The sequence below is a fragment of the uncultured Nitrosomonas sp. genome, from assembly GCF_902826915.1.
Lineage (GTDB): Bacteria > Pseudomonadota > Gammaproteobacteria > Burkholderiales > Nitrosomonadaceae > Nitrosomonas.
Genome location: NZ_CADEGP010000027.1, coordinates 15,446 through 32,777, shown reverse-complemented (window position 1 = coordinate 32,777; position 17,332 = coordinate 15,446). Strand labels below are relative to the sequence as shown.

Sequence of the window (17,332 nt, the reverse complement as noted above, 5' to 3'; positions counted from 1 at the left end):
CAGGCTACACCGCTTTCTCCTCACTTGTCATACACCAGAAATAATCATAGCTCCTTCGCACACATCAGGCGCTAAACTGAGTTAGTAAGCATAACTTTAAATCCAAACCAATAACGTTATTTGTATGTGATTTTCCGAAATTGAAGTTTGAATAGCTATTTTCTATTCTTTTAGTAGTAGATGCTGCTGTAATGGGGCATGTACTTGTGTCGTTGGTTTGAACTTCAAATTAATTCGAATATTAAATGAGACCTTTGTAAACGTTGCATTTCAAACTTGAAGCCACCTTTTGGTTTAGATTTCTGAAAAAATAGTTCATGTTCTGATGAAATCTCTTGCTTAGGTTAAAATACGTGCTGTTTTTTGCTCGGCATGATTTGTCACAAAATGAAACTTCACCCTCAAATATTTATAAGTCACAAAAAAGGATTTTTCTATGAAATACCAGACCGATGATTTGCGCATTATCGGCGTTCACGAGCTTACTCCACCAGTAGAGCTTCATCGCGAATACCCCATGACGGAAATAGCAACTGAAACCGTTTACGCAGGGCGGCAGGCGACGCATCAGATTTTGCATGGTGAGGATGATCGGCTGCTGGTCGTTGTCGGCCCCTGTTCTATTCACGATGTCGATGCAGCGTTGGAATATGCAGCGCGTTTAAAGCATTTGCGCGAGGTACTGAAGCAGCAGTTACATGTCGTGATGCGAGTGTATTTCGAAAAGCCACGCACAACCATCGGTTGGAAAGGGTTAATCAATGACCCTGATCTGGATAATAGCTTTCATATCAACAAGGGACTTAGGATGGCGCGCCGCTTATTGTTGGATTTAAACACGATTGGCATGCCTGCAGCAACCGAGTATCTTGATCTTATCAGCCCGCAATATTTATCCGATCTGATCAGTTGGGCAGCCATTGGCGCACGCACCACCGAAAGTCAGGGGCATCGCGAATTGGCTTCCGGTGTATCCTGTCCGATTGGTTTTAAAAATGGCACACATGGTAATTTGAATATTGCAATTGATGCAATCAGCGCGGCTTCTCGTCCGCATCATTTTCTTTCGGTTACCAAAGAAGGGCACACAGCTATTTTTGCTACCAAGGGCAATGAAGACTGTCATATTATCCTGCGCGGTGGACGTAAACCAAATTATGATGCAGATAGTCTTGCTTCTGCAGTGGAAGAGTTACAAAAAGCCAAGTTACCCCCACAATTAATGATTGACTTCAGTCACGCTAATAGTCACAAAGATTTCCATCGCCAAACAGAAGTGGCAACTAATGTGTCAGGGCAAATTGCAGATGGGAACCGTGCTATTTGCGGTGTGATGATCGAGAGTCATTTGGTTGAAGGCTACCAAAAAGTGGATGGCAAGAAACGCGAAGAATTAGTTTATGGGCAAAGTATTACGGATGGTTGCATCGGTTTTGATACGACCGAACAAGTGCTGCATCAGCTTGCCGCAGCGGTAGAAACGCGCAGAAAATAATTGTTTATAGCCTGCGGTGTTATGGCAAACAACTAGCGTTGACTATCTGCTTTTTAGGTGCGACTCAATGATATGGATTTTCAATTCATCACTTCAAAGCCCACATCAACAATAGCTGCTTTAATTTGGTCGACATTAATATTGTTCGAGTCATATTGGATGCTCGCTTGCGCAGGTTCGAGGGTTACTTCCGCTTGGATTATTCCTGACAGGTTATTGAGAACTGTTTTGACACTGTTAACACAACCCATGCAGGTCATGCCTTTTATTATGATAGTGGCAGTTTGCATCGTATTCACCCTAATAAAGATTATTCATGATTGGTGTGCCAACGTTTCAATAGTAATGAATTGGCGACTACCGAAACAGAGCTCATAGCCATAGCGGCACCTGCAATGACCGGATTGAGCATGCCAATGGCCGCCAATGGAATTCCCAGCGTGTTGTAGATAAAGGCAAAAAATAGGTTCTGGCGGATTTTCCGAAGTGTGGCACGTGACAGAGAAATGGCATCAACGACACTCGTCAGATCATTGCGAATTAAAGTGATGTCGGCAGCTTCAATCGCGACATCCGAACCGGCACCAATGGCAAAACTAACATCCGCAGCAGCGAGCGCGGGTGCGTCATTAATACCATCGCCGACCATTGCCGTGAATTTTCCACTGGCTTTTATTTTTTCTACTTCTGCGGCTTTATCCTGCGGCGATACCTCAGCGCGAAATTGCGTAATGCCGGTACGCTTGGCAATTGTCTCTGCGGTTACAGTATTGTCGCCAGTTAACATAATGACTTCAATCCCCATGGACTGCAACTGTTTGATTGCTTCAAGGGAGGTGCAGCGCAGTTGATCTGCAATAGCCAAATAACCAAGCACTTTACCAGCGTCTTGAGTAACGGAGGCAACACCAATAACGGTTTTTCCTTCGGTTTGCAAGCTACAGATTTGTTGCTCATCAATGGCGATGTCGTGCTGTTCTAGAAATTTTGGAGAGCCGAGCAGATATTTTGTATCATGTAATTGAGCTGTAATGCCGCTGCCCGTAATCGCAGTAAAATTATTGATTGGTTGAATCTGCAAATTTTCTTTTTGTGCACAATCAAGCACAGCCCGTGCCAGTGGGTGTTCGGAGCCTTGTTCCAGGGAAGCTGCAATTTGCAGCAAATCATGCTTGCTAACGGATTCCGACGCTACGATGTCGGTAACTTCAGGTTTGCCTTCGGTAAGGGTACCGGTTTTGTCGATAATGAGGGTTTGAATTTTCTCGGCATGCTCTAATGCTGTTGCATTTTTCACCAAGACGCCAATCTGCGCACCACGTCCCGTGCCAACCATAATGGCAGTCGGCGTTGCTAAACCCAATGCGCATGGACAAGCGATGACCAAGACTGCGACTGCATTGATAAGAGCCGTCACAAAGCTGCCAGTTAACCACCAAGTTATTCCCATAGTTACGATGCTGATCATGACGACAACAGGTACAAAAATTCCTGAGATAGTATCGGCCATGCGTTGTATCGGTGCTTTGGATCCTTGAGCTTCTTCGACCAGATGGATGATTGCGGCGAGTTGGGTCTGTGTGCCGACACTGGTTGCGCGACATTTAAGCAAGCCTTGCTGATTCATCGTGGCGGCAAAGACTTTTGCGCCAACCTGCTTGTCAACGGGCAAACTTTCGCCAGTTAGCATGGATTCGTTAATGCTGGAAGACCCTTCGATCACAACCCCATCGACGGGTAAGTTTTCACCGGGGCGTACAATAAAGATATCATTGACCTGCAAGCTGCTTGCAGGTACTTCGAAGATCTCTCCGTTACGCTCAATACGAGCTGTTTTAGGCTGCAACTTGATCAATGCCTCGATGGCTTCAGATGTATTTCCTTTGGCGCGCGCTTCCATTAATTTACCCAGTACAACAAGGGTGATTATGGCCGCACTGGCTTCAAAATAAACATGTTGATCCAATCTAAATAGGGTGACTGCAGCACTAAAGAAATAAGCCATGCTAGTGCCTAACGCCACCAATACATCCATATTGGCGCCGCCGCTACGCAGGGAATGCCAGGCACCAATATAAAAACGGCGTCCAATCCAGAACTGTACCGGAGTAGCCAATAGCCATTGCAGTTCATGTGGAAGCATATCCATCTCATGACCTGTGAACATAGCGCCCATTTGAAGCACTAATGGCAATGTGAGGATGGCTGAAATCCAGAATAAGCGTAATTCAGCTTGATAGGCAGTTTGGCGTCGTGCTTTTTCTTCGGCATGGCCGAAGTCACTGATTTCATTGGCTTCATAACCAGCTTTGATGATCGCATCAATTAAGTTGTCGATAGTTACCAAGCCTGGGATGAAATTGACTTTGGCGGTTTCTGTTGCGACATTGACAGTGGCTGTGACGCCGGGCAGTTTGTGCAATGCCTTCTCAATATGCCCGGCACAGGCTGTGCAGGTCATTTTGTGCAATTGTAGCTGCACCGATCTTGGCGCGATATGAAAACCGGCATGCTCAATAGTATTAATCAGCGTGCCTGCATTTACTTGGTTTGCATCATAATTCACATGTGCTTTTTCATTGGCAAAATTGACTGAGGCTTGAACGCCCGAGAGTTTATTTAGATTCTTCTCTATACGCGCGGCGCAGGCAGCACATGTCATGCCTTCGATAGGCAATTCAATTTGTCTGAGAGTGGATGTATTCAATATTTTTCCAGTGAGTTTGGCTATTGGCGATCTAGTACTAGTGTTCCGTCAACCCATTTCACTCTGTCTCCTTGCTGAAAGCTTGTTCCTTCAGGAAGTGCGATAATTGCTTGTTTGCCATCATCTAGTGTGATTCCGATCTGGTGCTGATGCCCGGTTCTTTCATGATTGCCGCCGATCACTTGTGGATGATCTGTGCCATGCGGATGAGAATAAGGAGTTTGGCGAATGATTTCCCGAGCGACAGTTCCGGCAACAATTCCACCTGCGATTGCATTCATACTAGATCCTTGTCCGATTTTATCGATGGAATTGATAATTCCACAGTTAGTGCACCCAGATGCTGTCGGCTGTCGGCGAATAGCTCCAGCGTCGGTACTTTTAATGCTGATACTGTTTCGTGGTGCGCTAATTGCTGTGCCAATTCGATGAATGGTTCTTGGCGGTTTGTTTAGATCCGGTGGGGTTTCTGGTAAAGATTGGGGCATCAGATTTTGAGCTCCCGGTGGCAATGGATAGTTATGCTGAATATTCGTTGCTTGTGGGAAGACAAAACTAGTATAGGATGCGCCAGCAACAAGACTCATCGCAATAACCAATACTTTTAAACCAGCAGCATGGTGTTTGTTTGACATCGCCAATCTCCTTCAAGATACAGATCACAATCAATTTACAATTTTTAGATTAAACGAGATCGGGATGGTTTCATTTTATTATGACTTCTGTCAGCACATAATGTTTGCTGACATGTGCATTGTCAACCTAATCTTTTGAGCTGTCCTTTTGCTCTGAAGCGGTTTGCTTAGATCCAGGTGAAGTGTCTGAATGAATTACCTGGTTACGCTTCTTGATCATTAATGCTGCGATGAATATTCCTACTTCATAGAGAAGGCACAAGGGTATCGCTAGCATAAATTGTGAAATAACATCAGGGGGGGTGAAAATAGCAGCAATGATAAATGCACCGACAATGACGTAAGGGCGTATTTCTTTGAGTTTCTCAATAGTGATTACGCCTGCTCTGACTAAAACAATGACAAAGACGGGTACTTCAAAGGTGACCCCAAAAGCCATGAACATGGACAAAACAAAACTTAGGTATTTGCTGATGTCTGTCATTACCGCCACACCTTCCGGTGCAAAATAAGTAATAAACTCAAATACCACCGGCAACGCGGCAAAATATGCGAATGCCATACCAGTAAAGAACAATAGACTGGTGCCAATAACTAACGGTAGCGCCATGCGTTTCTCGTTGGAATAGAGCCCAGGAGCAACGAAAGCCCATATTTGATATAAGGTATGCGGCAATGTAATGACAAAGGCCATCATCATAGCAACTTTCATGGGTACAAAAAAAGGTGTTGCTACATCCGTGGCAATCATTTGTCCCCCTTGTGGAAGTTTTTCCAGCAAGGGTTGTGCCAGCACGGTATACAGTTCCCGCGCAAAAAATGCACAGGGTATAAAGCCAATCAAGAGTACACCCAGAATACGTATTATCCGGGTACGTAATTCCACTAAATGAGATAGGAATGAGCCTTCAAGCATCGGTTTATATTAAAAGTTGTGGGACCAACAATGTGAAAAAGTGTCGATGAGTTTCCAATCAATACACTGCAGGTTACTATTTCTTTTTCTGTGCATCAGCAGTGCGCGAAGTTTGATTGTCGTCTAGTTCTGACTGCCGGGATTTTAACTGCGATTGAGGCGCAGCCATGTCTTTGGGTGATTCTTCCTCTGTCTGGGTATCATTCGTAATAGTAGTTTTCAGTTGTTCTACGCTTTGTTGAACTGAACTTTCAAGTGATTCTACTGTGTCTTGCACAGAGGATTGCATTTTCTTGAGTTCTTCCATGCGCATTTCATTATGAATATCAGTTCTGATACCATACATAAAATTACGACAACGCCCGTACAAATGGCCTATTGTTCGAGCAACAACTGGCAGCCGTTCAGGTCCAATCACGATCAATGCAATCATAGAAATAATCAGTAACTCCATGAAGCTAATATCAAACATGTTGCCTCATTGATAGAAATTGAATGAATAGAAGTTCGATCAAAACCAGACACAGTAGTTAATATACAATTGATTTTTAGGTTTTGGTTTGAGTTCTTTCCTTGAATTCTGCGTCGTCGGTCTGGCTATTAACACCCATTGGCTGCGATGCGTTGCTGCCCATTTCAGCGCCTGATTTATTGTCTTTCATGTCATTGGGAGCAGCTTCTTTGTTGGTAGTAACCTCTAAAACTGTCTGATTGGCGGATGATGTGGTTGGATTCCCGGTTTCCGAATCTTTCATTCCTTCTTTGAAGCCTTTCAGGGCGCTTCCCAAATCACCACCCAGATTACGTAATTTCTTTGTTCCGAATACCAGAACGACAATAGCCAGTACAATAATCCAATGCCAAATACTAAATGCACCCATTGCTTCCTCCTATTAAATGGAACGGAACTGGTTCAACCTGAGTGAATCATTCCAGGCAAACGATCCCGACCACCGATGATATGGAAATGTAAATGAAATATTTCTTGCCCGCCTACCGGGCCAGTATTAATGATAGTGCGGAAACCATTTTCACATCCCCGATCTTTTGCTAGTTGTGGAGCTAATAATAGCATTTTTCCAAGCAAACTCTGATGAATGTCTTGAACATCACTGAGCGAATCTATATGCCGTTTGGGAATTAATAAGAAATGGATAGGAGCAGCAGGTTTTATGTCATTAAAGGCAAGAAGATTTTCGTCTTCGTAGATTTTATCGGAAGGTATTTCTCTTCTTACAATTTTGCAGAAAATACAATTTTCCATAATTTAATCCGATGTTCTTGAAGCTTTTTCTTGTATGCCCGATACGCCTTCACGCCTTTCCAATTCTTTTAATACATCGTCGGGTGAGAGTTTGTGGAAAGAGAGTAGTATCATACAATGAAACCATAAATCTGCGGTTTCATAAATAATCTGATCAGTATTGCCATCCTTAGATGCAATGATAGTTTCAGCAGATTCCTCAGCAATTTTCTTGAGTATTTTATCTTGTCCGCCCTGAAACAGCTTAGCTACATAAGAGCTGTTTGTCTCAGCCAATTTGCGCGATTCAATAGTTTGTGCCAAGCGGCTAAGAATAGTTATGTCATTCATTTATTATAAATTTCATCAGGATCTTTGATAACAGGCGCATTAGAAATCCAGCTATTGCCTTCTAATTTCTGAAAGAAACAGCTGTGTCTGCCAGTGTGACAGGCGATTCCGCCGATTTGTTCTACAATAAGAAGTAATACATCTTCGTCACAATCAAGAAAAATATCTTTTATTTTCTGAATGTGACCAGATTCTTCGCCTTTATGCCAGAGTTTTTTGCGTGAACGTGACCAGTATACCGCTTCACCTTTTTCTACCGTCAACTTAAGTGCTTCTCGATTCATCCACGCAACCATAAGAACGGTGCCGCTCTCTACCTCTTGCGCAATGACTGGTATCAATCCATCCTCGGACCAGTTAATTCTGCTAAGCCAAATATCAGGAGGCATAAAATGTGCAATACTTATAATGTTAAATTTATCAAGTCTTTATAATTCTAACATTATAATCGTACTTCTATGCCATGCTGTGCCATATATTGTTTCGCTTGTTGCACGGTGAATTCGCCATAATGAAAAATGCTGGCTGCCAATACGGCATCTGCGTGTCCTTGTAGAATGCCAGCAACCAGATGATCTAGATTGCCGACGCCACCACTGGCGATCACGGGTATATCGATAGCATCGGATACTGCGCGGGTTAAAGAAAGGTCAAAGCCGCCACGTGTACCATCATTATCCATGCTAGTAAGTAAAATTTCACCGGCACCGAGAGATTGCATTTTTATGGCCCATTCCACAGCGTCAATGCCTGTTGCTTTGCGTCCTCCATGGCTGAAAACTTCCCAGCGAGGTGGATTGTCGGGCAAATTCACTTGTTTGGCGTCAATTGCCACTACGATACATTGAGCGCCGTAATGCTCGGTTGCATCAGCTATCAGTTGTGGATTTAGAATCGCCGATGTATTAATGCTTACTTTATCAGCGCCGGCATTTAGCAAGCGACGCACATCTTCAACCTGTCGTACGCCGCCACCAACTGTCAAAGGAATAAATACTTGCGTAGCGACATCTTCAATAATGTGTAGAATTAGGTCACGGTTATCCGAGCTGGCTGTAATATCTAGAAAAGTGAGTTCATCGGCACCTTGCTCATCATAGCGGCGCGAAATTTCCACCGGATCGCCTGCGTCACGCAGTTCAACGAAATTAACACCTTTAACCACACGTCCATTGGTTACATCCAAACATGGAATAATACGTTTTGCGAGACTCATCAGTGTAAAAAGTCGATTGTAGGTAAAGAAGTAAAATGCACGGTATTAATTTTTTAAAAGAGAGGGGGGGTTATGAGATGCCGTTATCTTTACTCAATTGGTCAGCCAAAACCTGAGCTTCCTTGAAATTCAGAGAGCCTTCGTAGATGGCGCGCCCAGTGATGGCTCCGATAATCCCTTCGGATTCAATTTCACACAGTTTCTGAACATCATTTATATTGGTAATGCCGCCGCTGGCAATGACCGGTATGGTGAGTTCTCTGGCTAATTCAATAGTTGCTTCAATGTTAATGCCGTTGAGCATGCCATCTCTGCCGATATCCGTGTAAATAATTGCTTCTACTCCATAACCTTCAAACTTTTTGGCTAAGTCAATGACGTCATGGCCGGTAATCTTGGACCAGCCATCAACCGCCACTTTGCCATCTCTTGCATCCAGTCCAGCCATAATCTGCCCCGGGAAGGCGTTACAGGCGTCTTGCAAGAAACCGGGTATTTTGATGGCTGCAGTGCCGATGATAATATAGGAGATGCCATCGTCAAGATAACGTTCGATTGTATCAAGATCGCGAATGCCACCGCCCAATTGAATCGGTATCTGGCCATCGAGAGACTGAACAATTTCAAGGATCGCGGCTTCATTCCTTGGCTTGCCGGCGAATGCGCCATTCAAGTCGACAAGATGGAGTCTACGTGCACCTTGGCTTAACCAATGCGCGGCCATTTCGCCAGGTTCTTTGGAAAACACTGTTGCATCTTCCATAACTCCTTGTTTCAGTCGTACACAGTGGCCGTCTTTAAGATCTATTGCAGGAATAATCAGCATAGCTTAATCAGAATTAATAATTGATTAAAAAGGTCAGTTTACTACATTTGATTTTAGAAATTCGGTGTCCATTTAGTAAAATTACTCAATAGAGTTAATCCCGCTGATTGACTTTTCTCTGGATGAAACTGTACCGCGAAAATATTATCTTGTGCAATGGCACAAGTAAATGGAAACGGATAATTGCTTTGCGCAGCGATTGATGCACCAACAGAGGTGTTGACATAATAACTGTGTACAAAATAAAAACGTGCATCTTCTGCAATACCTTCCCATAATGGATGTTTAATGGCTTGATAAACTTGATTCCACCCCATGTGAGGTACTTTGAGTTTCTGTCCTTTCGATGACGTCATGGCTGCAGCAGGGAAGTGCATGACTTTTCCCGGTAGAATGTTTAAGCCTTTGACATTTCCTTCTTCGCTTTCTTCAAATAGCATTTGTAAACCGAGGCAAATACCGAGGTAGGGTTTGTGAGTGGCCGCTTCTATTACGGCTTCTCGTATCCCGCGGGCCTCAAGTTCATGGATGCAGTTACGCATCGCGCCTTGTCCGGGCACTACGACACGTTTCGCTTTTCGCACGATATCCGGATCGCCCGTTACTGTAACCGATAAACTAGGTGCAACATGTTCTAATGCTTTGTGAACGGAACGCAGATTTCCCATTCCATAATCTACAATTGCGATATCAGTCATACAATGATTTAGTTGAAAAAATTGCTTACAAAGTGCCTTTGGTGGATGGGATAATTCCGACCGCTGTTGGGTCAAGCTCAATGGCCATACGTAATGCCCGTCCGAACGCTTTAAATGCAGTTTCAGCCTGGTGATGCGCATTTCTTCCAGATATATTGTCGATATGCAAAGTTATCAAGGCATGATTCACTAGTCCTTGGAAAAATTCATGAATCAGATCGACATCAAAATCACCAATATGTGCACGGGTAAAATCAACATTAAATACCAACCCTGGCCGACCTGATAAATCCACTACTACGCGTGTTAACGCCTCATCAAGTGGCACATAGGCGTGACCATAGCGGCGCAACCCTTTTTTATCTCCTACTACTTTTGTCAGTGCCTGGCCTAAAGTAATACCGATATCTTCAACAGTATGATGTGCATCAATATGTAAATCGCCTTTAGCGACCACTTCAAGGTCGATCATGCCGTGACGAGCAATTTGATCAAGCATATGATCGAGAAATGGCACCCCGGTTTCCAGAGTAGATTTGCCTGTTCCATCCAAATTCAGATTAATGTTGATCTGAGTTTCTAGTGTGTTACGAATAACTTGTACTCTGCGCATAGGGAGAAAACTTGAGTAAGATAACGAATTTAAAGTTGATTTTAAACTGTTTTACTCAGTATAGTTTGTAATGTTGAACAAAACTGAGAATTTTCATCCGGTGTACCTATAGTTACACGTAAACAGTTTTCTAATAAAGGATGAGTGCCATCTAAATTTTTGATTAATATTTTGTGTTGTTTTAGTGCTTGAAAAATTTGAGTGGCGGCATGGATTCGAAACAAAATAAAATTAGCTTTCGAAGGATACACCTTAACATTTTCTATGGTAGAGAGAAAAGTACTCATTTTTGTGCGTTCTAATTTGATGGCTTGTGCTTGTTCCGCTAAAACTAAAGTATGGTGTAATACTTTTTCTGCGATTATTTGCGTCATTATGCCAATGTTATAAGGTAAACGCATCTTTTCCAGTTGTATCAACCACTCAGATCTTCCCAGTAATAATCCTAGTCTTAAGCCTGCTAGCCCTGATTTGGATAACGTACGCATCAATAATAAATTGGGATAATGGTTTAATTCATTGATAAAGCTTACGTCAGCAAAAGCTTGATAGGCTTCGTCAATTACTACAATGCCAGAAGTAGTCTGTAGTATGCTTATGATCTCTGCATAATCAAAAAGATTCCCTGTTGGATTATTAGGGTAAGCCAGAAAAATGACAGCAGGTTTATATTTAACAATCGCAGCCAACATAGCATCCATATCTAACGAGAAGTCCTGTTTTAATGGCACTCCAACATATTGAATATTTGCGAATGTAGCGATCATCCGGAACATCACAAATGAAGGTTCCACGCTGATTAATACTGCATCGGGCTTGGCGACTGCCATCGCAATAATTTGAATGATTTCATCTGATCCATTGCCAAGCAGAATATCGATGTCATCGGAAATCGCCAGAGTCTGACGTAATTTTTCTTTAAGCAAAGCTGCACTAGCATCGGGATAACGATTTACTGGTGCATTTGCTGCCAGTTGTGCAATCTCGTCACGTAGTTCCGCCGATAATGGGTATGGGTTTTCCATCGCATCCAATTTAATCATGCCCGCAGCTGGTGGAACATGATAAGCGGAGAGTGCAAGGATTTCCGGTCGGATAATATGTTCGGGAAGATGTGAATTACTCATGGGTGCCTATTTTAACTCAATCTAACGGCAAGATGTGGGAACAACGCGGAATGCAGACAGATCGTTTTTTTAAACGATCAGGTTCTGCATTGGTTTGTGAAACTCACTTTGATATTTACTTAATCGGTTTGGTGCAATTAATGCTTATAACTCATTTATTTCTGTGCTTTTCTCTTGTGATAAGACGTCAATATAAGAGCAATCATTAGCCGTTCTTTATCGGATTTTCATAACAAGCGGCTCATATCTCTAGTATTAAACCCGATAAGCGGTTCTGTAAATTTTTTTCCAAAAGAGATGACCTTGAATAATTCGCCCATTTCAGCAGGGTTGACCAGTTTCTGCAATTGATTGGATTGTGGCAGGTAGCGAATAGTATCTTCAGCGGATGTTTGTGCAAGAATTTTGGTAATGCCAGAATTGATCAGAAAAGAAGCTTGAGTTGTGTAACCCAGAAGTGCCAGACCACTATCAACCGCTGCATGTGTGATTGCACTAAAATCAACGTGACTGGTGATATCTTGCAGGCCGGGGAGATAAAATGGATCGTCATGGGCGTGGTGGCGGTAATGGCACATTAATGTGCCTTGGTTGCGCTGTGGGTGATAGTATTCATTACGTCCGAATCCATAGTCGATCAATAGAATAACGCCGTGGTGAAGACATTTTGCTAGGCTGCGCATAAAACCGGCGGCGGCAAGATTAAATTCGCTAACATATTCAAAGTCTGAATGGCTGTCTGGGTTAATTTGTGGCGTTATTTGACTGGAAATTGCATAAAGATCGGTATTCTGTAAGGGGCGATCTTGCCAAGCGAGTTGATTGTTTTGCCAGACTACGCCACGTTCGAATATGACACCATCATGCCAAGCGACCAAATGCACCGGCATTGCATCCAGTACTTCGTTGGCAAGTATAACGCCATTAAATTGATCGGGTAACTGATCCAGCCATTCCACACGATGCATGAGGTGAGGTATCTTGCTAGCAAGAAGCATTTGTTGTCGCTGGCGCAGTTCAGCGCTTACTTCCAGAATCAAATATTTTTCCGGTAACTCAGCGGCTTTTTCCAGTTCAATTAATATATCGAGTGCTAGCTTGCCTGATCCTGCGCCGAACTCAAGAATTTCAGCATGTTTAAGATGTTGAGAAATTTGCAATAACTGTAGTGCCAGTGTGCGACCAAATAGCGGAGAAATTTCTGGCGCAGTGACAAAATCCCCGGCACTGCCTAATTTAGTCGCGCCACTGCTGTAGTAGCCCATACCAGGTGCATACAGCGCCAGATTCATAAATCGTTCGAAGGAAATCCAACTGCCTGAAGCAAGAATCTGTTCTTTGATCAGTGACAATACTGAGTGGCTGTGAGCCAATGCGATTTCATTGGGAGATGGAAAGGCGGTATGTAAAGACATAAGCAAGAAAGTTTCTTTGTGGTAAATTGCAAAAGCAAATAGTTTAGCAGTACTTTGAGGGAGGTGTATGTGCGGGAGAAAGTGATTTTGGTTACCGGAGGGGCGAAGAGGGTAGGTGCTGCCATTTGCCGCAGGTTACATGCACAGGGTGCAAGATTGATTGTGCATTATCGGTCATCATTCGAAGAAGCCAAGCTATTACACGATGAATTGAATCAAGAGCGCGCTGGTTCAGTAGCTTTGGTGCAGGCCAATTTGCTAGATATTGCAATATTCTCCGAATTGGTAAAAAAAGTAGTTAATCGTTTTGGGCAACTGGATGTGCTGATTAACAATGCTTCAAGCTTTTTTCCAACCCTGCTCTCTCAATGCACATTGGAAGATTGGAATGATCTTGTCGGCAGTAATCTTCAGGCGCCTCTTTTCTTGACCCAAGCAGTAGCGCCATATTTAAAAGAGCGGCGGGGTTGTGTTGTGAACATTGTGGATATTCATGCCGAGCGACCGTTGAAGAATTATGTGATTTATAATGCTGCCAAAGGTGGGTTGTTGGCGCTGACCAAGTCGCTGGCGGTGGAAATGGCACCCGAGGTGCGAGTTAATGGGGTTTCTCCAGGGCCGATTTTATGGCCGCAAGATGGTGAATGGGCGGATGAAGCAGCGCGCCAACAGATAATTGCCAGCACCTTGCTCAAACGCTGTGGTGAGCCGGATGACATTGCCAAAACCGTACAGTTTTTAATTGCTGATGCGCCTTATATTACCGGGCAAATTATTGCAGTGGATGGCGGACGCAGTATCTACCTATAGTTCATAAAATGAACTGCAAGTTTAGCCGGTACAATTCAAACTTTTTCTATCACAGTGCTTAATAATTGTATTTCCCATATCGGATGTTAATAACTTTAACGCTCTTTAGCGTTATCTCAGATGAGCTGACTTGTCCCAAAGGTTTTCATGGGTTATATCATTCTGGCGTTGAGACTATTGTATAATCCCGTTCCAACAATTCTTAGAGCGGCTTTGCCTGATTCCAGTAGTAGTAAAGTAGTCGTACAAAATTACGCATCATGCAATTATCCCAATTATTTGTTCTGCCACAATGAATAAAGCCCATCCACTGGCATGGCGTGCTGCACTGACATCTATTCCATATCATTACCGCGTTTGGTTGCAGGATAGTGGATCTTTGACGCGTCGCATCCAGGATCGTTGCGTGAAGTTTTGTGTCAAGCGTGTTGTTCAGTCGCTTGGCAGGATTTATGGGGGGGAGCAGAGAGTGATGGGGTTGCGTGCCGGTGAATGGGCGATGGTGCGCGAAGTGTACCTCTATTGTGGCAACACGCCAGTGGTGTTTGCGCATTCGGTGGTGGCGCATAAAGACCTGCGCGGAGCATGGCGAGGATTGAGTGGTCTGGGTAATAAATCTTTAGGGACAGTGTTATTTACCAATCCTAAAATCAAACGTACACCGCTGGAATTTAAAAAAATAAGCCGCAGTCATTTTTTGTATGATCGAGCTTGTGCCTGTTTGCCAGAAAAACCCTATAATCTATGGGCAAGGCGCTCGTTGTTTACGTTGCACGGTCAGTCGATTTTAGTGACGGAGGTTTTTTTGCCAGCTATTTTGGATTTGCCATTGTGAATATTGCGGATCGAATTAAAACTTATGCACAATTGATGCGACTCGACAAACCGATTGGAATTTTGCTGTTGCTGTGGCCGATGCTGTGGGGGCTATGGTTTGCAGCAAGGGGGTTACCCGATTGGCATATTTTGTTTGTTTTTGTTCTGGGTACTGTGCTGATGCGCTCGGCGGGTTGTGTTATCAATGATTTTGCTGATCGTGAAATTGACCTGCATGTCGAACGTACCAAGAATCGCCCGATGGCGACAGGCCACGTCAGTTCCAAAGAAGCTTTGGTGCTGACGGCAGGATTAAGCTTATGCGCGTTCATGCTGATTTTGCCTTTGAATCAACTCACTATCCTACTGTCTGTGCCGGCTCTCTTTTTGGCCGGATCATATCCGTTTACTAAACGTTTTTTTGCAATGCCGCAGGCTTATCTAGGAATCGCATTCAGCTTTGGTATTCCAATGGCTTTTGCGGCGCAAATGGATAGCCTGCCTCCGCTTGTCGGAATCTTGATGCTGGCCAATCTATTTTGGGTAATTGCCTATGACACGGCGTACGCGATGGTCGATAAGTCGGATGATTTGAGAATAGGAATTAAGACCTCGGCGATTACTTTTGGTCAGTTTGATGTGCTGGGAGTGATGGGGTGCCATGTCTGTTTTGTTGCAATTATGGCTGTGATCGGTCAGTGGCAACAGATGAACCTAGCGTACTATGCTGGATTACTGATTGCAGCGGGGTTGATTGCCTACCAATACACGTTGATTCGTAGCCGCGAACGAGCATTGTGTTTTAGGGCATTCTTGCACAATAATTGGGTCGGCATGGTTGTGTTTGTCGGAATCGTACTCGACTTCTTGATTTTTCAGCATTAAGGATTTCTTATGCAATATAAAGACTTGCGCGATTTTCTGGCGCAACTGGAAGTAATGGGCGAACTGAAACGTATTCAAATGGAAATTGACCCCGTGTTGGAAATGACGGAAATCTGCGACCGTACCCTGAAAGCGCAAGGTCCAGCAATCCTCTTTGAACATCCCAAAGGGCATAGCATGCCGGTGCTGGGCAATTTATTCGGCACACCAAAGCGGGTTGCGCTCGGCATGGGGCAGGGATCAGTCGAGGCGTTGCGTGAAGTAGGTAAGTTATTAGCTTACTTAAAAGAACCTGATCCACCAAAAGGTTTGAAAGATGCCTGGGATAAACTGCCGGTACTCAGGCAAGTGCTGAATATGGCGCCAAAAGAATTGAGTAGCGCGCCGTGTCAGGAAATTGTGTGGGAGGGTAATGATGTTGATCTGAGTCGAATACCGATTCAAACCTGCTGGCCGGGCGATGTCGCGCCGCTCATTACCTGGGGTCTGACGGTGACCCGGGGGCCGAATAAAATACGACAGAATCTAGGCATTTATCGTCAGCAGATCATTGGTCGCAACAAAGTCATCATGCGCTGGCTGGCGCACCGGGGAGGCGCCCTGGATTATCGTGAATTCAGCATGCTGTATCCGGATAAATCCTATCCCTTAGCCGTAGCTTTAGGTGCCGATCCTGCAACCATTTTAGGTGCGGTAACGCCTGTGCCGGATACCTTAAGCGAATATCAATTCGCTGGATTATTGCGCGGTGCTAAAACCGAAGTGATTAAATGTGTCGGCAATACTTTGCAGGTGCCTGCTACGGCAGAAATTGTACTGGAAGGCGCGATTCATCCCGGCGAGATCGCTTTGGAAGGCCCTTACGGTGATCATACCGGTTACTATAACGAACAGGAAACTTTTCCGGTATTCACTATCGATCGCATCACGATGCGGCGCAATCCGATATATCACTCCACATATACCGGAAAACCACCCGATGAACCCGCGATTCTTGGTGTGGCATTGAATGAGGTATTCGTGCCGTTATTGCAAAAACAATTCCCGGAAATTACCGATTTTTACCTGCCACCTGAAGGGTGCTCATATCGCATGGCGGTTGTCAGTATGAAAAAGCAATATGCAGGGCATAGCAAGCGCGTGATGTTTGGTATCTGGAGCTTTTTGCGTCAGTTTATGTATACCAAATTCATTATTGTCACCGACGAAGATATTAACGTGCGTGATTGGAAAGAAGTGATATGGGCGATTACCACTCGGGTTGATCCTGTGCGCGATACTTTGCTGGTTGAAAATACCCCGATCGATTATTTGGATTTTGCCAGCCCGATCTCGGGGTTAGGCGGTAAGATGGGGTTGGATGCGACGAATAAATTTCCTGGCGAGACAAACCGGGAGTGGGGTGTGCCGATTGTGATGGATGTTGCGACCAAGAAGCGAGTTGATATGATATGGCAAGAACTGGGAATTTGATTTGCTGTGAAAAAATTGACAAATCATTCTGTCATTGACCGTGAGCATGTATTTCTGGCGATTGCCCGAAATGCACATAAAGGATATTGGTTGCAACTGTAGATAA

At 44.1% G+C, this 17,332-nt stretch carries 20 protein-coding genes; 5 read left to right on the top strand and 15 right to left on the bottom strand.

Annotated features, from left to right (window positions below; all coding sequences use genetic code 11):
• Window positions 1-436 precede the first annotated feature (436 nt).
• Window positions 437-1,495: a 3-deoxy-7-phosphoheptulonate synthase AroG gene (gene aroG / locus QZV86_RS06660; RefSeq protein ID WP_295625242.1), complete on the top strand. Its 1,059-nt coding sequence runs from the start codon at window positions 437-439 to the stop codon at window positions 1,493-1,495.
• Between the two features lie 80 nt (window positions 1,496-1,575).
• On the opposite strand, the gene QZV86_RS06655 is transcribed toward aroG, so the two are convergent.
• The 15 genes from QZV86_RS06655 to QZV86_RS06585 form a co-directional block, all read right to left on the bottom strand.
• A complete protein-coding gene (locus tag QZV86_RS06655) occupies window positions 1,576-1,785 on the bottom strand; it encodes a heavy-metal-associated domain-containing protein (protein ID WP_295625240.1) in 210 nt (69 codons plus the stop codon).
• A 20-nt stretch (window positions 1,786-1,805) separates the two neighbouring features.
• Window positions 1,806-4,202: a heavy metal translocating P-type ATPase gene (locus tag QZV86_RS06650; RefSeq protein ID WP_295625238.1), complete on the bottom strand. Its 2,397-nt coding sequence runs from the start codon at window positions 4,200-4,202 to the stop codon at window positions 1,806-1,808.
• A 20-nt stretch (window positions 4,203-4,222) separates the two neighbouring features.
• A complete protein-coding gene (locus QZV86_RS06645) occupies window positions 4,223-4,837 on the bottom strand; it encodes a hypothetical protein (protein WP_295625236.1) in 615 nt (204 codons plus the stop codon).
• Window positions 4,838-4,964: 127 nt separating this feature from the next.
• Entirely contained in the window at window positions 4,965-5,753 is a 789-nt protein-coding gene (gene tatC / locus QZV86_RS06640; RefSeq protein ID WP_295625234.1) for a twin-arginine translocase subunit TatC, read from the bottom strand.
• Between the two features lie 76 nt (window positions 5,754-5,829).
• A complete protein-coding gene (gene tatB / locus QZV86_RS06635; RefSeq protein WP_295625232.1) occupies window positions 5,830-6,225 on the bottom strand; it encodes a Sec-independent protein translocase protein TatB in 396 nt (131 codons plus the stop codon).
• Window positions 6,226-6,301: 76 nt separating this feature from the next.
• Complete coding sequence (tatA, locus tag QZV86_RS06630; RefSeq protein ID WP_295625230.1) at window positions 6,302-6,634, bottom strand: Sec-independent protein translocase subunit TatA; 333 nt, start codon at window positions 6,632-6,634, stop codon at window positions 6,302-6,304.
• Window positions 6,635-6,666: 32 nt separating this feature from the next.
• Window positions 6,667-7,017, bottom strand: a complete 351-nt coding sequence (locus tag QZV86_RS06625) for a histidine triad nucleotide-binding protein (RefSeq protein WP_295625229.1) — start codon at window positions 7,015-7,017, stop codon at window positions 6,667-6,669.
• Window positions 7,018-7,020: 3 nt separating this feature from the next.
• Window positions 7,021-7,347 (bottom strand): phosphoribosyl-ATP diphosphatase, encoded by a 327-nt coding sequence (locus QZV86_RS06620; protein WP_295625227.1) that lies wholly within the window; start codon window positions 7,345-7,347, stop codon window positions 7,021-7,023.
• Window positions 7,344-7,736 carry a phosphoribosyl-AMP cyclohydrolase gene (gene hisI, locus QZV86_RS06615; RefSeq protein ID WP_295625225.1) on the bottom strand — a complete coding sequence of 131 codons (393 nt, stop codon included), beginning with the start codon at window positions 7,734-7,736 and terminating at the stop codon, window positions 7,344-7,346. Before hisI ends, QZV86_RS06620 begins: the two co-directional genes overlap by 4 nt.
• A 53-nt stretch (window positions 7,737-7,789) precedes the next feature.
• Window positions 7,790-8,563, bottom strand: coding sequence for an imidazole glycerol phosphate synthase subunit HisF (gene hisF / locus QZV86_RS06610; RefSeq protein ID WP_292920760.1), 774 nt, complete (start codon window positions 8,561-8,563; stop codon window positions 7,790-7,792).
• A gap of 70 nt (window positions 8,564-8,633) precedes the next feature.
• Window positions 8,634-9,389: a 1-(5-phosphoribosyl)-5-[(5-phosphoribosylamino)methylideneamino]imidazole-4-carboxamide isomerase gene (hisA, locus tag QZV86_RS06605; protein WP_295625222.1), complete on the bottom strand. Its 756-nt coding sequence runs from the start codon at window positions 9,387-9,389 to the stop codon at window positions 8,634-8,636.
• Window positions 9,390-9,442: 53 nt separating this feature from the next.
• The gene (hisH, locus tag QZV86_RS06600) at window positions 9,443-10,087 is read right to left on the bottom strand and encodes an imidazole glycerol phosphate synthase subunit HisH (protein ID WP_295625220.1); all 645 of its coding nucleotides are present in this window, start codon (window positions 10,085-10,087) and stop codon (window positions 9,443-9,445) included.
• Between the two features lie 25 nt (window positions 10,088-10,112).
• Window positions 10,113-10,700, bottom strand: coding sequence for an imidazoleglycerol-phosphate dehydratase HisB (gene hisB / locus QZV86_RS06595; RefSeq protein ID WP_295625218.1), 588 nt, complete (start codon window positions 10,698-10,700; stop codon window positions 10,113-10,115).
• 41 nt (window positions 10,701-10,741) lie between these two features.
• Window positions 10,742-11,827 (bottom strand): histidinol-phosphate transaminase, encoded by a 1,086-nt coding sequence (hisC, locus tag QZV86_RS06590; protein WP_295625216.1) that lies wholly within the window; start codon window positions 11,825-11,827, stop codon window positions 10,742-10,744.
• A gap of 227 nt (window positions 11,828-12,054) precedes the next feature.
• Window positions 12,055-13,242, bottom strand: a complete 1,188-nt coding sequence (locus tag QZV86_RS06585) for an SAM-dependent methyltransferase (protein ID WP_295625214.1) — start codon at window positions 13,240-13,242, stop codon at window positions 12,055-12,057.
• Between the two features lie 69 nt (window positions 13,243-13,311).
• Between QZV86_RS06585 and QZV86_RS06580 the strand changes: the two genes are divergently transcribed.
• From QZV86_RS06580 to ubiD, 4 genes are all read left to right on the top strand, one after another.
• The gene (locus QZV86_RS06580) at window positions 13,312-14,052 is read left to right on the top strand and encodes a pteridine reductase (RefSeq protein WP_295625212.1); all 741 of its coding nucleotides are present in this window, start codon (window positions 13,312-13,314) and stop codon (window positions 14,050-14,052) included.
• Window positions 14,053-14,344: 292 nt separating this feature from the next.
• Window positions 14,345-14,887 carry a chorismate lyase gene (locus QZV86_RS06575; protein ID WP_295625210.1) on the top strand — a complete coding sequence of 181 codons (543 nt, stop codon included), beginning with the start codon at window positions 14,345-14,347 and terminating at the stop codon, window positions 14,885-14,887.
• Window positions 14,884-15,753 (top strand): 4-hydroxybenzoate octaprenyltransferase, encoded by an 870-nt coding sequence (gene ubiA, locus QZV86_RS06570; protein ID WP_295625244.1) that lies wholly within the window; start codon window positions 14,884-14,886, stop codon window positions 15,751-15,753. Before QZV86_RS06575 ends, ubiA begins: the two co-directional genes overlap by 4 nt.
• Window positions 15,754-15,762: 9 nt before the next feature.
• Window positions 15,763-17,226 (top strand): 4-hydroxy-3-polyprenylbenzoate decarboxylase, encoded by a 1,464-nt coding sequence (ubiD, locus tag QZV86_RS06565; protein WP_295625208.1) that lies wholly within the window; start codon window positions 15,763-15,765, stop codon window positions 17,224-17,226.
• Window positions 17,227-17,332 lie beyond the last annotated feature (106 nt).